The organism is Micromonospora sp. CMU55-4 (assembly GCF_011602315.1).
GTDB lineage: Bacteria > Actinomycetota > Actinomycetes > Mycobacteriales > Micromonosporaceae > Micromonospora > Micromonospora chalcea.
Genome location: NZ_JAAOLH010000001.1, coordinates 493456 through 517045, shown reverse-complemented (window position 1 = coordinate 517045; position 23590 = coordinate 493456). Strand labels below are relative to the sequence as shown.

The following is a 23590-nucleotide window of genomic DNA, read 5'->3' as shown; positions in this document are numbered from 1 at the left end:
GCCTTGTGCCGCCGACCTAAGCTGATCATGGTCGTGCGACCACGATGGACGGTCGGGCGACGATGATGAGAATGGGAGAAGACGTGAAAGCCTTCCGACGGCCGCGGATCCGCAGCCTCGTCGCCGCCACCTCGGTCGCGGGCGCCCTGGTGCTCGGTCTGGGCGTGCCCGCGTACGCGGACTACTCGAGCCCGACCTACCCGACCCTGAAGGCCTGCAACGAAGCCCGGCCCAAGTACCAGTCGTCGTGGACGAAGCCGCAGGCGTGCCGCCCCATGTACAACTGGGACGGCACGAAGGTGATCGGGTACGCGTTCCTGGTGATCACCCGGGCCTAGTAGCCCGGAGCGCCCGGGCCGGGTCGCCCGTCGGACTGCCAGGGGCAGCGCCGGCGGGCGACCGCCGCCGTCGGCATCCGACCGCGGCAGCCGAAGCCAGGGAGGCGCCGTGCCCGCTGAGACCACCGGGAGCCCGGACACGGTCCTCGTCTGCATCAGGGGCAACTCCGGCTCGGGCAAGAGCAGCATCGCCCGCGAGCTACGACACCGGCACGGCCGGGGATGCGCCCTCGTCGAACAGGACTACCTGCGCCGCATCGTCCTGCGCGAACGGGACAAGCCCGGCGGCGTCGCGCCCGCCCTGATCGAGCAGACCGTCCGGTTCGCGCTCGACCACGGCTACCACGTGGTCCTGGAGGGCATCCTGTACACCGGCCGCTACCGCGACATGCTGACCTCGCTGCGGGACGGCCACCGGGGGCGGTCGCTGTTCTGCTACCTCGACGTGTCGCTGGCCGAGACGCTGCGCCGGCATCTGACCCGCCCGCAGGCCGGTGAGTTCACCGCCGAGCAGATGAGCGGCTGGTACACCGCGCACGACATCCTGGGCTGGCCCGGCGAACTCGTCCTCCCGGAGAGCACCGGCTTGGAGCAGGCGGTCGAGACGATCGCGGCCGCCGCCGGGCTGCCCCAGCATTAGGCGGCGGCGCTTGCCCTTGCGGTTACTGAAGGGGGCAGGCTGGGATCATGTTGTCGATCAGCGAGTTCAGCCAGATGTGTCACCTGTCGCCGCAGGCGCTGCGCTTCTACCACGCCGAAGGGCTGCTCGTGCCCGCCGAGGTCGACGACCGGACCGGCCACCGCTCGTACGCCTTCGAGCAGGTGGAACGCGCCATGCTGATCACGCTGCTGCGGGACACTGGGATGAGCGTGAAGCTCGTCCGGCGTGCCCTCGACGAACCGGACCAGGCGCTCGCCCTGCTCGATCGGCACAGCGACGAGGTCAGCCGGGAACGCCAGGCGCAGGCGGACGCGATCGCTGCCGCCCGCGCCGTCTTCGAGGCGCAGCCGGAGCCGCGGCTGCGGCACGTGCCGGCCACGACTGTGGTGGCGCGGCTCGTGCCGGGCACGCCGCTGGGCCGGGACGCGCAGGAGTGGGACCGGGCCGAGGAGATCATCCAGGCGGCGGCGGCCGAACTGGTCACCGCCGTGCGGCAGGCGGGCCTCACCTGCCTGGGCGAGCCGTGGCGGACGCTGGCGCTGGAGACGCCGGAACAGGACCGGCGCGTACTCGACGGCACCGGGCCGTTCTGGACGGTCAAGGTCGCTGTGGCGGACACCCCGGAGACGCTGCCGTCCCTGCCTGCCGACCTGTTCGTGCAGACGCCGGACGCCCACGACGAGCTGTCCATCTTCATGCCGGGCCGCAACACCATGGCCAAGTACTGCACTGTGGTCCTGCGCCTGCTCGACGCCGCCCCGGTCGACGGCGACCGGTTCGTCAACCTGGCGCGTCTGCGTCAGGAGGTCCGCCCCGAAGGCGTGCTCAGCAGCGCGCCGGTCGAGCGACGCCCGGAGTGACGGATCAGCGCCCCGGAACCGCGCCCTCCTCGGCGAGCCGCTTGAGGTTCAGCAACTGCCGGCGGGCCATCACCAGGTCACCGAGGCATCCGCCGAGGGCGATCACCGGGTTCGTCCGCATCACGACCTTGAGCAGCAGGCGGGTCGTGTTCCCGCCATCCGGCACCAGGACGTACGACAGGACCGCGTCCATGATCGAGGCGGTGAGGTGACGGCCCGGGTCGACCGCGAGGATCCGGCCCCGTCGCCGTCCGCCCGCGGTGGTGAACGGCTCGCCGGCCACCGGCTCGGGAAGGTCCACCAACTGTTGCGGTGAGCGGCGGCCGAGGTTGTCGATCCAGTCGTACGAGTAGGGCGCGAGCCGGATCTGGCCGACCCACTGCCACACGGCCGCCGGTGGTGCGTCCACGCTCACCCCGCGCCACGCCTGCAACGTGGGCGCGGGCACGAAGTCGTCGCACGGGTAGCGGCCCAGCGTCTCGTCGTCCGACACGCCCCACCGGTCACCGAGCATCGGTCCGGCCCAGCACCAGCGTGGTCCGCAGGTCGAGCACGACGGTGCCGCCGAAGTCGTCCACCAGCCGGTCCAGGGCGGCGATCCCGCGCTGCTGCTGCTCGGGGGTCCGGGACAGGTACGGCCCGAACGTGCGCATCAGCGCCAGGTACCGCTCCTTGTCCAGCGGCAGTTCCCGCCGGAACACCTCGCGGCGTACGTCGCCGAACTGCCCGCTGTCGAGGATGTCCTGGTGGAACCAGTCGACGGGCCGCTTCCGGACCGTGGGGTCGACGGATCGCAGTGCGGCCCGGACGGCGGCCTGCTGGCCGGCGTCGGCGTAGTCGTAGCGGTGCCCGAAGACGGCGAGCGTGCCGCCGGGTGCCAGGGCGCGCCGGGCCAGGGCGTTGCGGGTGGCGGCGTCCAGCCAGTGCCAGGCCATCGCGCAGGCGAGCACGTCCACCCCGCCGGTGGGCGGCGACCACCGCTCGAACGTCGTTGCCTCGACGCGGGCGTCCGGGAACCGCTCGGCCAGCCGGGCCGCCATCCGCGCGTCGGGCTCCACACAGGTCAGCGGCGCGCCGAGGCGGGCCAGCACGTCGGTGCCCTTCCCGGTGCCCGCGCCGACCTCGACCACTGAGGCCGGGGTACCGCCGTGGTAGGCGAGGATCGACTCGGCGATCTCCGGCGGATAACCGGGCCGCGCGCGCTCGTACAGGTCGGCGACCGTACCGAAGAGCTTCATCACCAGCAGGATACGGCTCCGACCGGTCCCCGACAGACCGCGCGGAAACCGGCCCACCCGCTTCTACAGTCCGCACCATGAGGTGGACCCTGCGGCTGGCTGCGGCGCTCGGCGTACTCGTGACCGCTCTGGCGACCGGGGTGGCGAGCGCCGCCGCGGCGCCCGCCGACGGCGGCCTCGGCCTGGCGCTGCGGCCCGGTCAGGCCGACTACCGCGCCGGGGACCAGGTCCGCCTCGACCTCACCGTCACGAACACCACCGGCGCGGCCTGCGCGCTCGCCACCAGCGCCGTCGGCACCGTGCAGATCACCGGGGTACGCCGGGACGGGCGCGACGTCGCGCCGACGCTCGCCCGCAGCTTCCACGACGACGGGATCGGCGCCGCCGCCACCGCCGGACTGACCACGGTGGAGCCGGGCGCGACCGCCACAGTGACCTCGACCGGGGTACGGCTGCGTGACGGCGAGGTGGTCCTCCGCTCGGTGGCCGCCACGCCGGACGGCGGCGGGCTGGACACGCTCTGGCCGGTCGGCGCACCCGGCCGGTACGAGGTGACAGCGGGCTACGTGACGCTGCCGGTGGCCGGCGCGGCGGACCTGTGCGCGGGCGCGACGGTGCTGCGGACCAGCACGTTCACCGTGTCCGACGACGGCGGTCCCGGCCGACGCTGGCTCTGGCTCGTCGGTGGGGGAGTCCTCGCGCTGCTCGTCGTCGCGCTGGTCGTGCTGCTGGTACGCCGACGACGCCGGCCGACCGCCGCCGTCGTGGCGCTGCTGCTGGTCGCCGTCGGCGCGTACGTCGTCGGCGGTGCCCGGGCGGCGCGGGCCGACTACGGCGTCGACCCGACCGCCGGGGTGCCGGTCAGCGGCGTCGACTTCCAGGCGGCTGTCGACGGCTGCCTGGCCGGGTTCGCGGTTCCCGGCGGCGATCCGTCCGGCCTGCTGCCGAGGCTGCGCGACAAGAAGAGTCCCCGGGTGCGGATCATCCCGACCACTGGTGGCTCCGGCGCGTTCGAGACGCCGGACAGCGCCGACGGCAAGGGCTCCTCGACCGTCACGTGGAACCCGACCTCCACCGACCCGTACGGCGACGGGGTGGCCCGTGACCCCTGCGCCGCGCTGTACCACGAGCTGAACCACGCCGACGACATCTCCCGGAACGCGGTGCCGCAGGGCGAGTGCGGCGGCACCGGCATCCGTACCGCCGAGGTGAAGGCGACGCTCGCGGAGAACCGCTACCGGGCGGCGAAGGGGTTGCCGCCGCGCACCGAGTACGACGGGAAGACGCTGCCGAAGAGCCTCGACGAGTGCAAGAAGCCGGCCAAGAAGACGCCGCCGCCGAAGGGGCCGGTGAAGCTCTGCGAGGACGGCGCCGACTGCGGCGGCAGCAACGGCGACCCGCACCTGGTCACGTTCGACCGGGTCGCCTACGACTTCCAGGCAGTCGGCGAGTTCACGCTGGTCGCCTCCACCGGTGGCGACCCGCTGGAGGTGCAGGTGCGGCAGGCCCCGATGGCGGGCACGCGGACCGCCTCGGTCAACTCGGCTGTCGCGTTCCGGGTCGGCGCGCACCGCGTCGCGCTGACCCTCACCGACGGCGGCACGCGGGTACACGTCGACGGCGCGCCGCTCGCCGTACCCCCGGACCGCACCGACCTGGCCGGCGGCGGCACGCTCACCCGCCGCCCGTCGGACACCGGCCCCACCGACGGGTACGACGTGACGTGGCCGGACGGGTCCGCGGCGGCGGTGGACCAGATCGGCCGGTACGGCTACCGGATCCTGGTGCGGCTGGCCGACTCCCGGGCCGGGAAGGTACGCGGACTGCTCGGCGACTTCGACGGCGACCCGGCCGACGACATCGCGCCCGCCTCCGGGGCGCCGTTGGCCCAGCCGGTGCCTTTCGGCAAGCTCTATCCCGCGTACGCGGACAGCTGGCGGATCGCCGCGGACCGCTCGCTGCTGCACTACGACGACGGGCAGGACACCGGCACGTTCACCGACCGCGCGTTCCCGGAACGAGAGGTCACCGTCGCCGACCTCGACCCGGCCCGGCGCGCGGCGGCCGAACAGGTGTGCCGCTGGGCCGGCGTCACCGCGCCCGCCCAGCTCGCCGAGTGCGTCTTCGACGTCGCGGTCAGCGGGCGCCCCGAGTTCGCCGTCGCCGGCGCGAGCACCGAACGGGTCACCCCACCGGCGGCCACCCCGATCACCGCCGTACCCGTCGCCGCCGCCACGCTCACCCCCGGCGGCGCGCCGCTGACGTTCACCGCGCGAGCCGGGGACGCCGTCTTCGTCGACGCCACCGCGCCCGGGATCGGCGACCGCTGCTCGCCGTACGTGCTCACCGAGCCGGGCGGCCGGGAGATCGCCAGTGGCTGCAACATCAAGGGCAACGGGTACGTCGACCGCGTCGACCTCACCGCCACCGGCACGTACGCGCTGCGGGTCGTCGCGGCGCCCGGTGACACCGGCCGCGCTGTCGTGCGGGTGTACGCGGCGCGGGACAGCGACGGGACGCTGCAGCCGAACGGCCCGGCGGTCACCGCCACCGTCGAGCAACCCGGCGCGCGGGCACGCTACCGGTTCACCGGGCGCGCCGGCGAGCGCGTCTACGTGGAGGTGCCGACGAGCACGCTCACCGACCAGTGCTCGCCGCTGGAGCTGCGGGACGCCGAGGGGCGGCTGCTGCGCAGCGGCTGCGTGATCAACGGGACCGGCGAGGTCGACGGCACGGTGCTGCCCGCCGACGGGACGTACACGGTGGTGGTCGACCCGACCGAACGCGGCACCGGCACGACCACGCTGCGGCTGGTCACCAGCCGGGACCGGGAGGCGGCGATCACGCCCGGTGGGCCACCTGTCGTCGCCGTCGTGGAACGGCCCGGCGCGGTCATCGGCTACCGGTTCACCGCCGTCGCCGGCACGTCGGTGACGGTGAGCGCGACCGCCTCCGACCTGCCGGACCAGTGCGGCGTGCTGGCGCTGCGCGCGCCCGACGGCAGCACCGTCGGCAGCGGCTGCGTGATCAACGGGGCCGGTGAACTCGGGCCGACCGTGTTGCCGGCCTCCGGGGCGTACACCCTGGTGGTGGACCCGTCGGGGGCCGCGACCGGGCAGGTCACGCTGGCGTTGCGGTGAGGCCGACCCTGGATTTCGGGGGTGGTGGGCGGGCGTGCTAACGTCTCGTCCCGTTGTCAGCGAGCGCCGCTAGCTCAACTGGCAGAGCAGCGGACTCTTAATCCGCGGGTTCGGGGTTCGAGTCCCTGGCGGCGCACCAACGATCAAGGCCCTGACCTGGTGGTTCACGCCGGGTCGGGGCCTTTTTCGTGTGCGTGGGTGGTCGCTCGGTGGGTGCTCGGGAGCCGTTGGACCGGGCCGGGGTTGCTGGGACATGTGGTTGTTCCGTGGACGACTGCCCTCATGGTCATCTCTGAGGTGGCCAGCCTGCATCGGGCCTTCGTGGTCATTGGGGCATTCGCCAGTCCGGGCGTCGACGCGCTTCCTTCGAGCATCCACGCGGGGCCGGTCGTCGCCGATTACGCTGGCGGCGTGGGGGGACAGCCTCGGGTTCGTGTGCAGGGGGATCTCTATCACCCGGTGGTACCACCGGGTGCCGTGTACGTGGGGCGGCAGGGGTTCGGGTTGCGGCGTTCTCCTTGGGCCAATCCGTTTAGCCTGCGGAAGCATGATCGGGCGGAGGCGTTACGCCTCTATCGGCAGTGGCTTGTGGGGCAGCCAGCCCTTGTTGAGCGGGCGCGTCGGGAACTCGCGGGGAAGCAGTTGGCGTGCTGGTGTCGGGTCGAGGATGCGTGCCATGCCGACGTGCTGGCCGACCTCATTAGTTGACGTGCAGCCGGTACCGGGCGGTGGGCCGTCTTGGTGCGTAGACGCCGCCGATGCTGAAGGACTGCGGTCGTGCCGCTTGGTTGCCTACGTAGAAGGCGACGTCGCGGTCGGCGGCGCAGAGCTGGGTGAGGAACTTGTCTCTCAGCTGCTCCTCGGCCTCCGCGTCGGTGAGCTTGCTCAGGCGACGCTGTAGGGCGACGAACTCCCAGTCCCAGAGTGTCTGCTGGTGACCGCGGCAATGACGGTCCGCGCAGCGGTAGCGGTAGGCGCCGGTGAAGCGCGGTGCTTGAAGCGGGCTGCGCTTGGCCGGTTCCAGTAGGTCGAGCTGGTTGAGGTAGCCAGTGATCTTCCTGCGATCCTCCGCCGACCAGCCGGGGTGTCGCTTGACCTTAAGCGCCGAGATGTCGGCCGCGCGAATGAGAGCGATCGATCGTGCGCTCGGGTCGTCGCGGGCCTGTCTGTTGAGTCGGCACATGGAGTCTTCGACGAGTGGATCGAGAAGGTTCCGACGCGACTGCCGATTGGCGATATGCCGTTCGGTGGTGATGGTGTCCACGATCGGCTTCCAGCTCTCGCGCCGCTGGTCCTGCCTGGCTGGGAGTGCCTCGACGTGGATGATGTCGTACTTGTGGAACTTGCCGTCGTCATCGAGGTGCCGGTAGTGGATTGGGTAGAGGCGAATCCAGCCCGTCCAGGGTGGGTCTATGCCGAGTGCCCCGACGCAGACAGTCTCCCCGTACTGCGCGGAGGGGTTGGGTGCCGCTTTCACTGTGATCAGAAGGCGGAGTTTCGTTGGTCGTGCCAGGACTGGTTTCGGTCTCGGCTCTTCGTCGGTGCTCGGTCCCCACAATGGAAGCTGTTCCAACGGAACCACCCACATCGCTAAATGCAGCTGCACAGGCACATTCAGTTACATAGACAGTCTCACATCTGGAGGGCTGGCGCTAGGCGGCCGGGGCGAGGGGTGGCTGATCAGCTGAACGCTGACGCGGAGGGCTCGCGTGAATCCGTCACTTTCGGTAACCATTTTCTCAGTGTGTGGCGCTTCGTCGCCGCTGCCCTGCTACCCCTACGCTGGCGGCATGAGGGAACCCAGCGCGGACCGGACTGGTAGGTGCTGATGAACCGGCATGCGGCGGCACCTTCCGAGGCGATCCGTGACGCGATCCGAGCGGACGTGGAGACGCTGTGGCGCTACCACGACATGCGTCACGAGTTGCGCCCGTGCGACGTGGGAATCGGGTTGGGGAGTCATGACCTCGGCGTGGCTGTCATCGCGACGCGCTTGTTTCACGAGGGACTGTTCCCAAGGATCGTGTTCACGGGCGCGAACGCCCCGACGACCGTCGAGCGTTTTCCGCGTGGAGAAGCAGTGCACTACCGCGAGTACGCCATCGAGCAGGGTGTACCCGGGGAAGCGATTCTCGTGGAGCCACGTGCCACGAACACCGCGCAGAACCTGGAGTACTCGCGTCGGCTCCTGACCGAACACCGGATCCCGGTGAAGTCGGTGCTGATCATGTCTCGGCCGTACCAGCAGCGTCGGGCCTACGCCACCTGCAGGCTGATGTGGCCCGAGGTCGATGTGGTGTGCGCGTCGAACCCGCTCGACCTGGACGACTACGTGCGCAGCATCGGCGACCCGCGGCGGGTGGTGGACATGCTGGTCGGCGACACGCAGCGGATCGAGGTGTACGCCGAGCGCGGGTTCGCGATCCCCCAGGAGATGCCGGACGAGGTACGGGAGGCCTTCGAGCGCCTGGTAGCGGCTGGCTACACGAGCCGGCTGATCTGAGCCCAGCTACCAGCGCGGTCCTCCCGACCGGACGCCCATCCGGTCGCTGAGTTCGACGGCCAGTCGAGGTGGCCGGGGGCGGGTGAGGATGTCCCGGACAAGGTCGCGGGAGAGCGAGTGGTAGCGCACCTGGTCGGGGCCGATGACCTCGGCGTCCAGGAGCGCGGCGAGCGCGTCGTCGATGCGGTTCCACCGGGCAAGGGCTCGGGCGGTTTCGATGGCGTGCCGAACCTGTCGCTCGACGGGCACGGTGCTGGTGTCGAGTGGGGCGCCGATGGCGATGGCGCGTTGCACGTCGCCGAGTTCCATCGCCACGGTCGTTTTGTGGATCGACACGTTGGTCGGGCCGAACGCGGTCCACACGTGGTTGCCGTCGGCGCCGAGCCGTCTCGCGGCGGCGTCGGCCTCGGTGATGTGGGTGTCGGCCGAGGCGCGATCGTCGTCTCGGGCGGCGGCCAGCGCGCAGACGAGGTGCAGGCTGCCGTAGACCGACAGCAGCTGCGGAGTCGGCTTGGCGAGCCGGGGTTCCAGGAACCGCGCCGCCGTGGCGGCGAGGCCCAGGGCTTGGGCGTACTCCCCGATGGATGCCAGCGAGTGTGCGGCGGAGCGGCTGAGTGAGCCGATGACGACGTGATCCTGGCTAACGTTGGCGGCGGCCAGCCCTCGGCTGGCAGCGGTCCACGCGAGGTCGCCCTCGCCGAGCTTGGTAAGGAACAACGCGGCGAGCTGGTGCGCGTAGGCGGTCATCGCATGCGCGCGCTGGCCGTCGTCGCCGTCGTACGCCTCGGTGGCGGTGAGGCAGTCGTGGATGAGGTAGGGCAGTCGGCGGGCGAGGGTGCCGTACCGCGAGTGCTGGTAGGCGGTCCAGATCTCGGCGACGTCGTTCTCGATCTCGCGCAGGGCGGGTGCCTCGACGTCCACCGTGCTGGCAAGCGCCGGCGCGAGGTGACGGTAGTCGTGGAGCGCGGCCCGCAAGGCCGGGATCGTCTCGCGCCCGGAGTCATCCGACCACCCGAACAGGCTCGGCGCACCGATCAGGTCGCCGAGGGACACGTCGAGGGCCTTGGCGATCGCGCGGATGACCGACAGCCGGTCGAGGTCGGCCCGGTTGGTCTCGACCTTGCGTAACCACTCCTGCGTCTTGCCGACCAGACCGGCCAGCACCTCCTGGGAGAGCCCGCGTCGACGCCGGTAGAAGGCGACGCGCTGGCCGATCGTCATGTCGTCCGTCATTCCTCGCACACCGTCACCCTGCCTGCTGAAGGCCGCCGGACCCGGTACGGATTTTCCCGGTCCTCCGGACGGACCGCCCCTACGTTCAGTTCACCCCAGATCACCGGCGCGTGTCGATGCCGATGTCAGGGATGACTGACAGGGAGCTGCAGATGGAGGGATCGATGAGCGGCGCACCACACCACGGCTTGGGCCGCTGGCTCGGCCCGTCCGGGAGCGAACTGTCTCGGCGCTTTCCCCGCCTGCGTACCGCCATGAGGGCTGCGTGGGTGGGTGATCGGCGGTCTGCTTCCAGCCGCCGTGATGTGGCGGCGGGCTCGCCCTTCCCCCGGCGAGCCCGCCGCTCATCGTCCCTGACGGGGGTGGCGGCATGACGGTGTATGTCTCGCGTAACGCCATGGCCAGCCAGCCCCGGCACCCCGAGCCCAGGTGGACGGCCTCGCCGGGACGGGTGCGGCCGGCTGATCCGCCGCTGCTCACCTTCGTGTGGCGTCGGCTGTTCGAGCAGCAGGCCCGCGAGGGCGGTCGCCGGTGACCGGGCCGCAGCGTCGTCCCGCGGTGAACCGGCTCGTACCCGCCGAGGTGGAACATCTGCCGATGCGCCCGCTGTGGCTGTGCCGCCGATGCGGGCAGCCGTGGCCCTGCGGCGCAGCGAAGCTCGCGCTCCTGGCCGAGTACCGAGAAGTGCCGGTGAGCCTGTTCCTCTACCTGGCCGGCTGCCTGCACGACGCGATCGACGACCTGCACCGGCTCAACCCGAGCGTCACGGGCAGCGCCGCCGACATGTTCGACCGGTTCCTCGGCTGGCCGGCCCGCCACGCTCCCGCCTATCGGGTCAGCACCACCACGGCCAGCATCGACGAGGAGGCCACCTCGTGAACGGCCTCGGCCTCATCAACGCCACCGGCCAACCGGCGGTCTCCGGCAGCTTCCACACCCTGGTCGTGCAGCCGACGAGCTTCTACAACCTCGACTGCACCTACTGCTACACACCCATAGGGCTCTTCCGGAGCCTGCTGGCCCCTTCGAGAAGCTCCGGCGCGCGGGAATGGTGCGTCACGAGATCTAGACCAACGGCACTCTGATCAACCGCCAGTGGTGCGAGCTGTTCACCACCTACGGGTTCGAGGTCGGGGTCAGCATCGACGGACCGGGCGCGTTGAACCGTAACCGCCTCGACCGGGCCGGCAACCCGACGGACGCCCGAACCCTGCGGGGCATGCAGACCTTGGCCGAAGCGGGGCTCCCGTGCTCGGTGATCTGTGTGGTCACCCCGGAAACCATCGACCACGCGGAAGCTCTCGTCGGCTTCTTCACCGGCCTGCCCGGCTGCGAGTCGGTCGGCTTCAACATCGAAGAGCAGGAGGAGCACCATGACCGACGCTCTCGCGGTCCTCGTCAACGCCGCACCCGAGCAACTCGCCCGCCTCGGCGTCGACCCGCAGCGGTCGGTAACGTCGATCGACGCGGGGAAGTTCGACAACCGCCCCACCTGGGCCAACAAGGGTAAGTTCGACAGTCGACCCGGCTGGGACAACTGGACCAAGAAGAAGTAGCCCCGCCACGGGGCGCGCGGGGTGACGTGCCCACCCCGCGCCCGCACAGGTTGAGGACACATGCGCACCACCACGATCGGCGACGTGAAGGTTCTGCTGCCGGACCTCGAACCGGATGACCTCGACACCACGACGAACCTGGACGGCGGCCTCACCGAGGCCCTCGTCACCGGCGCGGCGTGGCGCGGCTCGCACCTTGAGGACGCCAGTATCCGCAGCAGCCTGATCACCGGTGTGGACCTGAGCGAGAGCACCTGGGAAGCCGGCAGCCTCTACGGCTGCGAGATCACCCGCACCGACTTCTCCGGAGCGACCCTGACCGGCATCACCATCGAACGCTGCGCGATCACCGGCTCCCGGTTCACCGGCACCAGACTCACCGACGTACGCCTCAAGGACGTCCTGTTCGACGGCTGCCGCTTCGACTACGCCACCCTCCAGCGCGTCGCCGCCGCCGGCTCGGTCGCCTTCACCGACTGCACTCTCACGAACGGCGCGTGGTCGTCCTGCCGTCTACCGCGCACCGCACTGCGGTCATGTGACCTTGCAGGCCTGGAACTGGATTCCTGTCACCTCGACGGTGCCGATCTGCGGGGCAGTCGCCTTCACGGGCTGAAGACGGCGCTGGACAACCTGCGCGGTGTCACGCTCGGCGAGGATCAACTTCCTGACCTCACTCAGCTGACCGTCGCCGCCCTCAACCTCGCCGTCCGCAAAGACTGATGACGAAGGCCATGGTCCGGCGACTCCGTACCGGGGTCTTTTCGTCGTGCCCGCTCGGACGCAGCTGCCTGGCCGACCCCGGACCCATCGACGGCCGGGCGGGACGGATCATATTCTGACCCGTCGAAGGAGGCCGTCGTGTCCGCCACCCGGAGCGTGCTCACCCCGGCTACCTCGGCCGGTCCAGCCGGCCTGCGCCCCCGCACCTGGACCGCGCTGATCGTGCTCGGGCTCGTCGGGCAGATGGCCTGGACCATCGAGAACATCTACCTGAACCTGTTCGTGTACGACACGATCACCGACGATCCCAACGCGATCGCCACGATGGTCGCCGCCAGCGCAGTGACCGCCACTGTCGCCACCCTGCTGCTCGGGGCCCTCTCCGACCGGACCGGGCGGCGCCGGTCGTTCATCGCGGGCGGCTACCTGCTGTGGGGCGTCTCCACCGCCGCCTTCGGCTTCTTGACAGTGGGTTTCGTGGAGGACATCGCGCCCGTCGCGAACGTCGTGCTGGTCACGGCGATCGCGGTCATCACCCTCGACTGCCTGATGTCCTTCCTCGGCTCCGGGGCCAACGACGCGGCGTTCCAGGCGTGGGTCACCGACGTGACCGAGCCGGCGAACCGCGGCCGGGTCGAGTCGGTGCTCGCCATCATGCCGCTGGTCTCGATGCTGGTGATCTTCGGCGGGTTCGACGGGCTGGCCCGCGCCGGGAACTGGCGGCTGTTCTTCGTGGTCATCGGCGCGATCATGGCCGTGGCCGGGGTGCTGGCCTGGTTCCTGGTCGAGGACAGCCCGTCACTCGTCCGGCACGAGGGCGGCTACCTGCGCGCCGTCGTCCACGGTCTGCGCCCGGCCGCCGTCCGCGCCAACCCTGGGCTCTACCTCGCCCTGGCGGCCTGGTCGATCTGGGGGATCTCCACGCAGGTGTTCCTGCCGTATCTGATCATCTACCTGCAGCGGTACCTGCGGATCGAGGGGTACGCGATAGTCCTGGCCGTCGTCCTCGTCACGGCGTCGGCGGTCAGCGTGGTCGGCGGGCGGCTCATCGACCGCGTCGGCAAGGTGCGCTTCCTCCTGCCGGCAGTAGTGGTGTACGGCGCCGGCCTGGCGCTGATGTTCTTCGCCCGCGGCATGGTTCCCGTGATCGCCGCCGGGGTCGTGATGATGTCGGGCTTCATGCTCGTCCTCGCCCCGATCGGCGCCATCGTGCGCGACTACTCGCCACCGGATCGGGCCGGCCATGTCCAGGGGCTGCGGATGGTCTTCGCCATCCTCGTTCCGATGCTCGTCGGTCCCTACCTCGGCGCCGCCGTGATCACCGGCGCCGGCGAGGTCTACGAGGATCTCGGCGTGGTGAAGCAGGTTCCGACGCCGGGCATCTTCCTCATGGCGCTCGCAGTGCTGGTCCTCATCGCGGTGCCGGCCGTGGCGCTGCGGCGGCGGGAGCGGGAGGCCCGGGCATGACGCTGCTGACCCCGTGGGGCTCCACGCTCGACCCGGAGCGTGTCCTGCCCGAATACCCCCGCCCGCAGTTCGCCCGGGACAGCTATCTCAACCTCAACGGCCGGTGGGAGTACGCGATCACCGGTTCGTCCACCGAGCCGGAACGCTACGACGGCGAAATCCTCGTGCCGTTCTCCCCGGAGTCCACGCTCTCCGGCGTCGGGCGGCAGCTCCAGCCGGGCGAGACGCTCTGGTACCGCCGACCGCTGACCCTCCCGGTGGGCTTCCACGCGGCCGGCTCGCGCCTGCTGCTGCACTTCGGCGCGGTCGACCAGACCTGCCAGGTCTACCTGAACGGCGTTGCTGTCGGCGGCCATACCGGCGGGTATCTTCCGTTCACCTGCGACATCACCGACGCGCTCCGCGAGGACGCCAACGTCCTGGTCGTGGCGGTCCAGGACGACAGCGACATCGGCCACCACTCCCGGGGCAAGCAGCGGCTGCGCCGCGGCGGCATCTGGTACACCGCCCAGTCCGGGATCTGGCAGACGGTGTGGGCCGAGAGCGTGCCCGCCGTACACCTGCGGCACCTCACCCTGACCCCGCTCCTCGACGAGCGGTGCGTCGAGGTGACGGTGCACGCGACGGCGGATGCCGGCGACGCCGGCATCCGGATCCTGGCCGACGGGGTCGCGGTGGCCGAGGCCACCGCACCCGTCGGCGTGGCCGTTCGCATCCCGATCCCCGAGGTACGGCAGTGGAGCCCCGAGGATCCGTTCCTCTACGACGTGACCGCCGAGTTGGGCGCGGACCGGGTACGCAGCTACTTCGGCATGCGCTCGTTCGGTGTCGGACCGGACGGGGACGGCGTGCCCCGGCTGCTGCTCAACGGGCGGCCGTACTTCCACGCCGGCATCCTCGATCAGGGCTACTGGTCGGACGGCATGTACACGGCGCCCTCCGACGAGGCGATGATCGCCGACATCGCCACCATGAAGCGGCTCGGGTTCACCATGCTGCGCAAGCACATCAAGATCGAGCCGCTGCGCTGGTATCACCACTGCGACCGGCTGGGGATGCTGGTCTGGCAGGACATGGTCAACGGCGGCAGCAGTTACCACCCGCTGGTCGTCACCGCGCCGGCGGTGACGCCGCTGCGGCTGCCCGACCGGGGCCGGTGGCGGCGCTGGTTCGGCCGTGCCGACACCGGCGGACGGGACCGGTTCCGGGCCGAGCTGCGCGACACCGTCGAGCACCTGCGCAACGTGGTGAGCCTCGCCGTGTGGGTGCCCTTCAACGAGGGCTGGGGGCAGTTCGACGCGGCCCGGATCGCCCGCGAGGTCGCCGAACTCGATCCCTCCCGTACTGTCGACCACGCCAGCGGCTGGCACGACCAGGGCGGCGGCGACCTGCGCAGCCTGCACGTCTACTTCCGCCGCTTCCGGGTGCCGCGGCGACGCGGCGACCGCCGGGCGCTGGTGCTGTCCGAGTACGGCGGCTACAACCTGCGCGTCGACGGGCACGCCTTCAGCCGCAAGGATTTCGGTTACCGGCGCTACCGGAGCGCCGAGGACCTGGCGGAGGCGTTCACGCGGCTGCACACCGAGCAGATCGTGCCCGCGATCCGGGCCGGTCTGAGCGCGACCGTCTACACCCAGCTGTCCGACGTGGAGGACGAGCTGAACGGTCTGCTCACGTACGACCGGCGCGTGGTCAAGCTTCCCGAGGACGTGGTCCGGCAGGTCAACGAGCGGCTGCGTCACCAGCGGTTCTGAGCTTCCTCCGCCCAGCCGACCAGGCCGTCCAGAGCCACCCGTTCGCCGTCGTCCGCCTGGGCCCAGCCGGAGAAGTGCCCGAAGCACTGGTGGGTCTCGCTGGCCACGACGCCGAGGTTGGTGCGGGAGACCTTCTCGTGGAACGGGTGGAACTCCACCTCGACGCGATCACCGCTGATCCGCCACGGCCGCAGCCAGTCGCGGCGGTCGTAGCTCCAGCGCAGTTCGGCGCCGAGCTTGTGCAGCCGACCGCCGGTGAACAGAGCGTTCTCGGTCGAGCCGGTGCCGTCGGTCCACTTGCCGCCGAGCTGGATCGACACGTCCGGTCCGCTGCCCGCCGCCCAGTTCCACGTGATCGCGTACGGCCACTTGCCCCGGCCGTGGTCGAGCACGGCGAACGAGTCCCGCTCGTCCACGACGTGCGTCGTGCCGTCGACCCGTAGCGAGCCGCGTACCGGACGGCCGACGTCCTTGACCGTGTACTGGAACCGGCGTTTGCTCCACGGGACCACGACACCGAGCGACTCGTGGCCGGGCGGGAGCGGCACCACGAGGTCGATCTGGATGCCCGGCGCGGTGGCACGGATCGTGCTGCCCTCGGTGGTCTGGTCGATGTCGATCGACAGGCCGCCTCCGCGTGCGCACACGGCGCCCGCGCCGCTGACCGGCGGCATGACGACGCCACGGGCGAACGGGACCACGACGTCCTTGCCGGTCTCGACCTTCGTGGCGCGGTCGAGCACGTAGACGCCGTGCACCCCGGCGTAGTCCAGCGACGACGCGACGAGGCCGACGATGTGGGTCGGCGTCACGATCCCCCAGTACTCCCAGCGCTTGGCTCTACCCCAGCCGCGCAGGTTCGCCCGGTGCAGCGGCCGGCGGGTCCAGCCGACCGCGGCGGGGTTGAGCCGCCCGTCCGGAAGGCACAGGTCGACCGGCTCGACGATCTCCTTCTCGTGCGTCATCGGGGGAGCGTAGCGACCGCCTCAGTAGTCGATGTTGATGGCGGCGACCTGGCGGCTGCCGTTGAACACGATCGCCGGTCCGGCGAAGCGGGAGCTGGCGTACGTCAACGCCGTCTTGTGGCCCGGACTGTTGAACCACGCCTCGATCATCTGCTCCGGCGAGGAGTTGCCCGACGAGGCGAACAGCACCTCGTGCCCGCAGTGCTGCAACCCGCTCGCGTTCAGGTTCCGCCGTACGCAGGACTCTGCCTCCCGGTGTTGCGCCGCGCCCAGCTTGACCTCGGTCAGCCCGAGCGCGCGACGCCGCTCGTTGAGCAGCACCAGCAGCCGCCGTTCCGCTGCTGACAAGCCGTTCGACGTGGCGGTGGACTTGACCGGCGACGGGGTCGGCTTTGGCGACTTGCTGGGCTTCGCCGCCCTGCTCGGGGTGGGGCTCGGGAGGGCGGCGGTCGGGGAGGGTGTGAGTGCGGGTGCGGTCGTCTCGGGCGCGGGCTGAACAGCAGTCGCGGCCGCGGGCCGCCGGTCGGGCCCGTCCGGGTAGTTGGCAAGGATCAGACCACCCCCGCCGAGCACGGCGACGGCCGCGGCGACGCCGACCAGGGTCTTGGACAACGAGAGCCCGGACCGCGCTCCGGCCGCCACGGCGTGCGTACCGGCCGGGGCGACGGGCGACACGGAGGCGACGGCGTGCAGCTTCTGCGTGACGTCCGAGGCGAGTGCGGCCGGGGGCGGCGTGAGCGCCAGGCCGGCGAGCAGCCGTTCGGCGGGCACCAGGTCGTTCGTCGCGTCCGGGCAGTGCGCGCAGTCCCGGAGATGCCGCGCGAACCGCTTGCGCCACAGCGGTGCCGGCTGACCGTTCCAGCCCGACGCGGTGTCGCGCAGGCCGGCGCAGCCGGGCCGCGCGGTGAGGGCTCGCACCACCAGCCGGGCGGTGTCCAGTTGCGCCTTCATCCGGGACACCCGCACGGTCACGTGATGTGGCTCCAGGCGCAGGGCGTCGACCAGGTCGGCGCGGGTGAGGTGACCGGCCTCGACCAGCCACCACAGGGACAGCAGGTGGCGGTGGTCGTCGTCCAGCCAGCGCGTGGCCAGCACGACCTCGCGGCGCTGGTCGGCGAGGCGGAGCTGGGTCAGGGTCAGGTCCTCGAAGTCCGCGCGTGGGTCGATCACGTTGTCGATGTCCTCCGGCGGCGCCGGTGTGGTGGGCCGGCGCTGCGTGTGGGTGCGGATCTCGTTCATGGTGACGGCGACCAGCCACGACCGGAACAGCCGCGGCTCGCGGACGCCCGGCAGGCCGCGTACGACGCTCAGCATCGTGTTCTGCACCACGTCGTCGACGTCGGCCGACCGGTTCAGCGCCCGGCCCACGATGTTGTAGACCAGCGGCAGACAGTGCGAGACCACCTCGTCCGTCGCCGCCCGGTCGCCGCGGCGAGCCGCGTCCACCACCGCCGACATGTCGGCCCTGTTCGGGTACGCGGGATAGGACACGCTCACAACCTCGCCTTCACGGAATGATCTCGTACACCGTGGAGACTGTCCGGTACGCGGTCAGGTCACACAAAATGCTGAGGTGTCGGAGGGAAGCGTTACCTTCTCCGCCATGCCATTGATCACAGTCACCGACGAGGTGGTCGGAGCTCCGGGCGGGCCCGCGTGGACCATTGAGGTCTTCGAGGAGACGCTGCCCCTCGCCGAGTTGATCCGCCGTCGGGTTTCCCTCGAGATCGCCGAGTCCGGCGCGGACGCCGATCCCGAGGAGCGGACGCGGATGACACTCGACGCGTTCGGCCGCAACGCCTTCGTGGTGCTCGTGGACGACCACCAGGTCACCGACCTGGACGAGAAGGTCCGCCTGCACGCGGGATCGCGCGTCACCTTCCTCAAGCTCGTCCCGCTGGTGGGTGGCTGAGTGGACACGTACGACCCCGAGTCGGCCCTGCGCGATGTGGCCGCCACCGTCAAGAGGTGGTGGGGCCCGAGCGCCCAGAACCTCAACGAGACCGGCAAGCAGGAATTCGTCGACCGGGTGGTGACGGTGTGCGGCTGGGCACCGGCGGGAGCGGTTCCGTCGCTGCTCGCCGCGCTCAAAGATTCGCACGGGCCCTACTATCTCGCTGCGCCGTTGGTCGAGCTGCTGCCGGAGGCCACCCGGAAGGTCGAGTCGGTCGCCGCCGCCGTGGCCGACCTGACCGGCGACGACGCGGATCACGACAGGCGTGTCGTCGCCGCCTCCACCCTGATCGACAGCCTGCCGAACCTGCCGTACCAGCACGAGGAGCCGTGGGACCGGGCCCGGGGCGTGGCGTGGCGCCGCACGAAGGAACTCCTGGCCGCACAACCGGCGCCGGTACGGCAGGTGGTGTTCGACGCGCTGGCCGTGCCGGGCTCGGGCAAGGACGGGTGGGCCAAGCTGATCCGTGCCGTGTGTTCCGGCGGCGGCCTCGACGGCTCGGCCTGGCTCGGCCGGCTGAGCACTCAGGCCTGGCTGGGATTCAACTACTGGAGCTCCCATCTCGAGCGGTTCACCTGGGAGGCCATCCAGGCGGAGGCCGCGGCCGGGCGGGTGAACCCGGCGGCGCTGGCGACCTGGCGTCGGACCGGGATCGAGCGCTCGCTGAGCTACATCAGCGACGAGGCCGACCGGATGTGGCCGATCCCCAACGTCGGTGAGCAGTGGGCCGACCGCGCCGTCGCGGACATCGAGGCGATGCCGGCGGATCGCCGGTCCGCGTGGGAGGCGCTGCTGGCGCACTGCCCGGTCGAGGCGGACAAGGCGAAGCCGACGGCCGCCTGGCGCAAGCAGGCCCGGTCGCTGCTCGACGCGGTGGGCGTCGACGAGTTCACCGCCCGGCTCGACGACTGGCTCCCGCTCGTCGGGCAGTCCCGCAGCCTGCCACTGCGCATGACCACGTGCTGCGCCGGCCACATCAAGGACATGCCACCACGGATGATCGACCGCTACAACGTCAGGCTGCTGTGGGGCCTGCTCTGGATGCGGACGATGTGCCCGCCGTCCGAAGAGACCCTGCGCAGCCTCGGCCAGATCGCGGAACGGGCCGCCCGCAAGATCTCCGGCCACGGCCCGGCGAGCCCGAAGCTGGCGAACGCCGCGGTCGCGGCGCTCGTCGACACCGATCACCCGGCCGCGCTCGCCCAACTGGCGCGACTGTCCTCGCGGCTGACCTACAAGAGCACCCTGCGCCTGGTGGAGAAGGGGTTGACCCGGCACGCCGAGGCGCTCGGTGTCAGCCGGGAGGACGTCGAGGAGATGGCCCTGCCCGGCTTCGGGCTGCCGCTCGCGGACAAGCTGGGCGACTGCTCGTACGAGCTGGAGGTGCGCGGTGTCGACGCCGTAGTGATGTGGCGCAACGCGGACGGCAAGGTGGTCAGGACACCTCCGGCGCAGGTGCGCAGGGAGCACGGCGAGGAGGTGAAGGAGCTGAAGGCGACTGTCGCCGACGTCGCCGCGACGCTCGTCGCCACCCGCGACCGGCTGGAAGGGCTGCTGCGGCGCGACCGTTCGTGGACCGTCGAGCAGTGGCGCGAACGGCTCCTGGACCATCCGCTGGCCCGTACGCTGGCCCGGCGGCTCGTCTGGACGGTCGACGGCGTCGCCTGCTGCTGGGCCGGTGAGGCGTTGCGCACAGTGGACGACACCGTGTTCGAGCCGGCCGACGACGCGACGGTCCGGTTGTGGCATCCGGTGCTCGACCCCGACGCGGTGGGGCCGTGGCGGGAGTTCCTGACCCGGCACGCGATCACCCAGCCGTTCAAGCAGGCGCACCGGGAGCAGTATCTGCTCACCGACGCGGAGCGAGCCACTGGCGTGTACTCCAACCGGTTCGCCGCGCACATCGTGCGTCAGCACCGGCTCAACGCGCTGCTGTCCCGGCGCGGCTGGTCGTACGTCCAGCACCGCAACGACGGGGCGTCCTACAACCTGCCCTGGCTGGCCCTCCCGGACTGGGGGCTGCGCGCCGAACTGGGTGTCGCCGGGATCGAGCACCGGGACGACGACCTCGTGTTCGACACGATGGGAACCGACCAGCTGTTCTTCATCCGGGGCGAGCGCCTGCCGGTTCCGCTGGCGCAGGTTCCGCCGGTCGTGCTGAGCGAGGTGATGCGCGACGTCGACCTGTTCGTGGCCGCGGCCGGGGTGGGCGCCGACCCGAACTGGTACGACGGTGGGCCGGAGGGCCGGTATCGCGACTACTGGGCGCAGAACAGCTTCGGCGAGCTGACCCCGACCGGCCGGACGCGCCGGGACGTGCTGGCGGAGCTGATCCCCCGGCTGGCGATCGCCGGTCGCTGCACGCTCACCGACAGGTTCCTGGAGGTACGCGGCGACCTGCACACGTACCGCATCCACTGCGGCTCGGGCAACATCCTGATCGCCCCGGACGAGCGGTACCTGTGCGTCATCCCGGACTCGGCGAAGGCGAAGGAGCCGGAGATGTTCCTGCCGTTCGAGGGTGACAGCCGGCTCGGCGAGATCATCAGCAAGGCGTTGCTGCTGGCCGCCGACAAGAAGATCAAGGATCCGGTGATCCTGCGCCAGCTGTGAGGCGGCCGACGGGCGCCGGGCCCGTAGTCAGCTCGGCGCCCGCTTCGGCAGCAGCAGCTCCTCGTGGTCGAGTTCGCGTTCCAGCACGCGCAGTCCCTCGTCCGGCAGCCGGCCGGAGTCGCGCCACCGCAGCAACTCCTCGCGCTGTGCCTCCAGCGCGGTCCGGTGGACCCGCAGCGCCGTCTCGTACTCGGGTGAGGTGGGCAGCTCCGACGATCCGCTCTGCTGGAGCAGGTCGAGCCGCCCCCGGTAGCGGGCCAGCCGGGTCAGCAACTGGGCGCGTGTGGTGTCGACCGCCACCCGCGTGTCCGGTTCCTCGGCGGCGACGGTGTCGAGGCGGGCCAGGGCGGCCTCGACGGCGGCGGAGCGGGCCTCGTTGCGTACCCGGGCCTGGTCTGCCTCGTCGGCGCGCAGGCCGAGCATCCGCACGAGCGGCGCGAACGTCAGGCCCTGCCCGACCAGCGTCACCAGGACCACCACGAAGGTGCAGAACAGCAGCAGGTCGCGGTCGGGGAACGGGTCTCCGCTGTTGGTGGTGAGCGGCAGCGTGAAGATGGCGGCCAGACTGATCACGCCCCGGGTGCCGGACCAGCTCAGCGCCACCACCTCGCGTGCGGTCAGTCCGCGGGCGTTGCGGTCTGCTCGCCCGGTTCGCCGCGCCGCGCCGGGTGGGTCGGTGTCGTCCTGTTCGGCGACGCCGCCCAGCCGGGTGTGCAGCGACCGGGGGAGCCACTGGGTCAGGATCAGCCAGGCCGGGCGCAGGAGCAGGACCACGCCGACGGACACGGCGACGGCGACGGCGATGGTGGAGGTCTCGTACTGGCGCAGGCCCCGCACGACGGCGGGGAGTTGCTGGCCGATGAGCAGGAAGACGAAGCCTTCGAGCAGGAAGTCGACGAGCCGCCACACGGCGTTGGTCTGGAGGCGGGCCGCCCCGGACCCGAACTGCGGCGTCTGGTGGCCGACGATCAGGCCGGCGACCACCACTGCGAGTACGCCGGAGACGTGCAGCGCCTCGCCGAGCAGGTACGCCACGAACGGTGTCGCGAGCGAGATGGCGTTGGACAGCAGCGGGTCCGCGGTGAGCGGCCGGACCAGCCGTTTGGCCCGGGCGACGACGACACCTACGGCGATTCCGCCGGCCGCCGCGAGCACGAACTGCCCGACCGCTGCGTGGAACGAGAACTCGCCGCCCACGGCGGCGGCCACCGCGACGCTGAGCATGGTCAGCGCGGTGGCGTCGTTCAGCAGCCCTTCGCCCTGGATGATCGTGACCATCTTCGGCGGCAGGTTGACCCGGCGGCCCACGGCCAGGGCGGCGACCGGGTCGGGCGGGGCGACGGCGGCGCCGACCGCGATGCCGGCGGCCAGGGTCGCGCCGGCGACGAACAGGTGGAACCCGACGCCGACGAGCAGTCCGGTGAGGAGCACCAGCAGCACCGAGAGGCTGACCACGATCCGCAGGTTGCGCCGGATGTCCAGCAGGGACGAGTCGAGCGCGGCGCTGTAGAGCAGCGGCGGCAGCACGACCATGAGCACGAGGTCGGGATCGAGGCCGATGTTGGGGCCGGGGAGCAGCGCGTACGCGATGCCGATGAGCGGCAGGAGCGCGGCGGCGGGCAGGCCGGTGCGGGAGGCCACCCACCGTACGGCGATGACGACCGCGACGGCGGCGAGCACGAACAGCAGTGTCGAATGGGTGCTCACCCCGGTCGACACTACCGGGATCGAGATCATCGCGCGATGGGAAAGGGGTCGTCAACCGAGGGTTGACGCATCCGTATCGTCAACCTATGGTTGACGCATGGAGGAGACGGAACCGCACAAGATGACCCACCCGGTACGCCTCGACGACCTCATCGACGGCATCAAGAAGGCACACACCGACGCGCTCGACCAACTGGCCGACGCCGTCCTCGTCGCCGACCACCTGGGCGACGTCGCCGATCACCTGATCGGGCACTTCGTCGACCAGGCGCGCCGCTCCGGCGCGTCGTGGACGGAGATCGGCCGCAGTATGGGCGTGAGCAAGCAGGCCGCCCAGAAGCGTTCCGCGGCCAAGGCGGAGACCGCCGCCGCGCTCGACCCGAACTCCGGGTTCGGCCGGTTCACCCCGCGCGCCCGCAACGTCGTGCTGGCCTCGCAGGAGGAGGCGCGGGCGGCCGGCAACGCCGAGATCACCCCGGGACACGTCGCGCTCGGGTTGCTCGCCGAGCCGGAAGGGCTGGCCGCCGCCGCGATCGTGGCGCAGGGCGTACCCCTGGAGCGGCTGCGGGAGGTCGTCACCGCGACGCTGCCGGCGAAGGCCGGCCAGGTCCCGGACCTGATCCCCTACGACGCGCGGGCCAAGAAGGTCCTGGAGCTGACGTTCCGGGAGGCGCTGCGGATGGGACACAACTACATCGGTACGGAGCACATCCTGCTCGCCCTGCTGGAGGAGGAGGGCGGCGACGGTGTGCTGACCGGACTCGGGCTGCGCAAGGACGCGCTGGAGTCGGCGTTCGAGGCGGCGCTGGCCGAGATCACCCGAAAAGGGGCCTGACACCGGGCCGGGCACGCGCCACGGGGGCGCGTGCCCGGCCCGC

At 71.2% G+C, this 23590-nt stretch carries 22 protein-coding genes, 1 tRNA gene and 1 pseudogene; 17 read left to right on the top strand and 7 right to left on the bottom strand.

Going from position 1 to position 23590, the window contains the following annotated elements; all coding sequences use genetic code 11:
* Positions 1–83 precede the first annotated feature (83 nt).
* The 3 genes from HA073_RS02390 (at position 84) to HA073_RS02380 (ending at position 1859) form a co-directional block, all read left to right on the top strand.
* Positions 84–338, top strand: a complete 255-nt coding sequence (locus tag HA073_RS02390; RefSeq protein WP_043326130.1) for a hypothetical protein — start codon at positions 84–86, stop codon at positions 336–338.
* A gap of 109 nt (positions 339–447) precedes the next feature.
* Positions 448–978 carry a kinase gene (locus tag HA073_RS02385; RefSeq protein ID WP_166455594.1) on the top strand — a complete coding sequence of 177 codons (531 nt, stop codon included), beginning with the start codon at positions 448–450 and terminating at the stop codon, positions 976–978.
* A 47-nt stretch (positions 979–1025) separates the two neighbouring features.
* Complete coding sequence (locus HA073_RS02380) at positions 1026–1859, top strand: MerR family transcriptional regulator (RefSeq protein ID WP_166455593.1); 834 nt, start codon at positions 1026–1028, stop codon at positions 1857–1859.
* Positions 1860–1863: 4 nt separating this feature from the next.
* Here HA073_RS02380 and HA073_RS02375 read toward each other — a convergent pair whose 3' ends face one another.
* Together HA073_RS02375 and HA073_RS02370 are read right to left on the bottom strand one after the other, a co-directional pair.
* Positions 1864–2373 (bottom strand): SRPBCC family protein, encoded by a 510-nt coding sequence (locus HA073_RS02375; RefSeq protein ID WP_166455592.1) that lies wholly within the window; start codon positions 2371–2373, stop codon positions 1864–1866.
* Positions 2363–3097, bottom strand: coding sequence for a trans-aconitate 2-methyltransferase (locus HA073_RS02370; protein ID WP_166455591.1), 735 nt, complete (start codon positions 3095–3097; stop codon positions 2363–2365). The genes HA073_RS02375 and HA073_RS02370 overlap by 11 nt, the downstream gene beginning before the upstream one ends.
* Positions 3098–3174: 77 nt before the next feature.
* Here HA073_RS02370 and HA073_RS02365 point away from each other — a divergent pair, with 77 nt between their 5' ends.
* From HA073_RS02365 to HA073_RS31235, 3 genes are all read left to right on the top strand, one after another.
* On the top strand, positions 3175–6237 hold the full coding sequence (locus HA073_RS02365; protein WP_166455590.1) for a VWD domain-containing protein: 3063 nt from the start codon (positions 3175–3177) through the stop codon (positions 6235–6237).
* Positions 6238–6300: 63 nt separating this feature from the next.
* A tRNA-Lys gene (locus HA073_RS02360) sits at positions 6301–6376 on the top strand.
* 143 nt (positions 6377–6519) lie between these two features.
* Positions 6520–6945: a DUF4326 domain-containing protein gene (locus tag HA073_RS31235; protein WP_084789521.1), complete on the top strand. Its 426-nt coding sequence runs from the start codon at positions 6520–6522 to the stop codon at positions 6943–6945.
* Here the strand turns inward: HA073_RS31235 and HA073_RS02350 are convergent.
* Complete coding sequence (locus tag HA073_RS02350; protein ID WP_043330585.1) at positions 6938–7825, bottom strand: hypothetical protein; 888 nt, start codon at positions 7823–7825, stop codon at positions 6938–6940. The two genes, HA073_RS31235 and HA073_RS02350, sit on opposite strands and share 8 nt — an antisense overlap.
* Positions 7826–8059: 234 nt before the next feature.
* Here HA073_RS02350 and HA073_RS02345 point away from each other — a divergent pair, with 234 nt between their 5' ends.
* The gene (locus HA073_RS02345) at positions 8060–8740 is read left to right on the top strand and encodes a YdcF family protein (RefSeq protein ID WP_181373748.1); all 681 of its coding nucleotides are present in this window, start codon (positions 8060–8062) and stop codon (positions 8738–8740) included.
* 6 nt (positions 8741–8746) lie between these two features.
* On the opposite strand, the gene HA073_RS02340 is transcribed toward HA073_RS02345, so the two are convergent.
* Entirely contained in the window at positions 8747–9973 is a 1227-nt protein-coding gene (locus HA073_RS02340) for a helix-turn-helix domain-containing protein (protein WP_205795775.1), read from the bottom strand.
* A 370-nt stretch (positions 9974–10343) separates the two neighbouring features.
* Between HA073_RS02340 and amcA (HA073_RS02335) the strand changes: the two genes are divergently transcribed.
* The 7 genes and pseudogenes from amcA (HA073_RS02335) to HA073_RS02305 all read left to right on the top strand — a co-directional run bounded on the left by amcA (HA073_RS02335) (position 10344) and on the right by HA073_RS02305 (position 15473).
* Positions 10344–10508, top strand: a complete 165-nt coding sequence (amcA, locus tag HA073_RS02335) for a multiple cyclophane-containing RiPP AmcA (protein ID WP_166455589.1) — start codon at positions 10344–10346, stop codon at positions 10506–10508.
* A complete protein-coding gene (locus HA073_RS02330; protein ID WP_064446953.1) occupies positions 10505–10852 on the top strand; it encodes a hypothetical protein in 348 nt (115 codons plus the stop codon). Before amcA (HA073_RS02335) ends, HA073_RS02330 begins: the two co-directional genes overlap by 4 nt.
* A pseudogene (locus tag HA073_RS30285) lies at positions 10849–11339 on the top strand (radical SAM protein); the annotation flags it as partial. The gene HA073_RS02330 and the pseudogene HA073_RS30285, both read left to right, overlap by 4 nt.
* 7 nt (positions 11340–11346) lie before the next feature.
* Positions 11347–11529 (top strand): multiple cyclophane-containing RiPP AmcA, encoded by a 183-nt coding sequence (gene amcA, locus HA073_RS02320; RefSeq protein ID WP_166455588.1) that lies wholly within the window; start codon positions 11347–11349, stop codon positions 11527–11529.
* 60 nt (positions 11530–11589) lie between these two features.
* Complete coding sequence (locus tag HA073_RS02315; RefSeq protein ID WP_166455587.1) at positions 11590–12252, top strand: pentapeptide repeat-containing protein; 663 nt, start codon at positions 11590–11592, stop codon at positions 12250–12252.
* Positions 12253–12390: 138 nt separating this feature from the next.
* On the top strand, positions 12391–13719 hold the full coding sequence (locus HA073_RS02310; RefSeq protein WP_166455586.1) for an MFS transporter: 1329 nt from the start codon (positions 12391–12393) through the stop codon (positions 13717–13719).
* A complete protein-coding gene (locus HA073_RS02305; protein WP_166455585.1) occupies positions 13716–15473 on the top strand; it encodes a glycoside hydrolase family 2 protein in 1758 nt (585 codons plus the stop codon). The genes HA073_RS02310 and HA073_RS02305 overlap by 4 nt, the downstream gene beginning before the upstream one ends.
* On the opposite strand, the gene HA073_RS02300 is transcribed toward HA073_RS02305, so the two are convergent.
* Together HA073_RS02300 and HA073_RS02295 are read right to left on the bottom strand one after the other, a co-directional pair.
* Entirely contained in the window at positions 15458–16438 is a 981-nt protein-coding gene (locus tag HA073_RS02300; RefSeq protein ID WP_166455584.1) for a DUF2804 domain-containing protein, read from the bottom strand. The two genes, HA073_RS02305 and HA073_RS02300, sit on opposite strands and share 16 nt — an antisense overlap.
* Before the next feature lie 21 nt (positions 16439–16459).
* Positions 16460–17929, bottom strand: coding sequence for a sigma-70 family RNA polymerase sigma factor (locus tag HA073_RS02295; protein WP_309227976.1), 1470 nt, complete (start codon positions 17927–17929; stop codon positions 16460–16462).
* A 112-nt stretch (positions 17930–18041) separates the two neighbouring features.
* On the opposite strand from HA073_RS02295, the gene HA073_RS02290 reads away from it, so the two are divergent.
* On the top strand, positions 18042–18350 hold the full coding sequence (locus tag HA073_RS02290) for a hypothetical protein (RefSeq protein ID WP_051611207.1): 309 nt from the start codon (positions 18042–18044) through the stop codon (positions 18348–18350).
* Positions 18351–21005 (top strand): DUF4132 domain-containing protein, encoded by a 2655-nt coding sequence (locus HA073_RS02285; RefSeq protein ID WP_309227975.1) that lies wholly within the window; start codon positions 18351–18353, stop codon positions 21003–21005.
* Positions 21006–21032: 27 nt separating this feature from the next.
* Here HA073_RS02285 and HA073_RS02280 read toward each other — a convergent pair whose 3' ends face one another.
* Complete coding sequence (locus HA073_RS02280; protein WP_166455582.1) at positions 21033–22742, bottom strand: Na+/H+ antiporter; 1710 nt, start codon at positions 22740–22742, stop codon at positions 21033–21035.
* Positions 22743–22809: 67 nt separating this feature from the next.
* Here HA073_RS02280 and HA073_RS02275 point away from each other — a divergent pair, with 67 nt between their 5' ends.
* On the top strand, positions 22810–23547 hold the full coding sequence (locus HA073_RS02275) for a Clp protease N-terminal domain-containing protein (RefSeq protein WP_043326103.1): 738 nt from the start codon (positions 22810–22812) through the stop codon (positions 23545–23547).
* Positions 23548–23590: the final 43 nt, after the last annotated feature.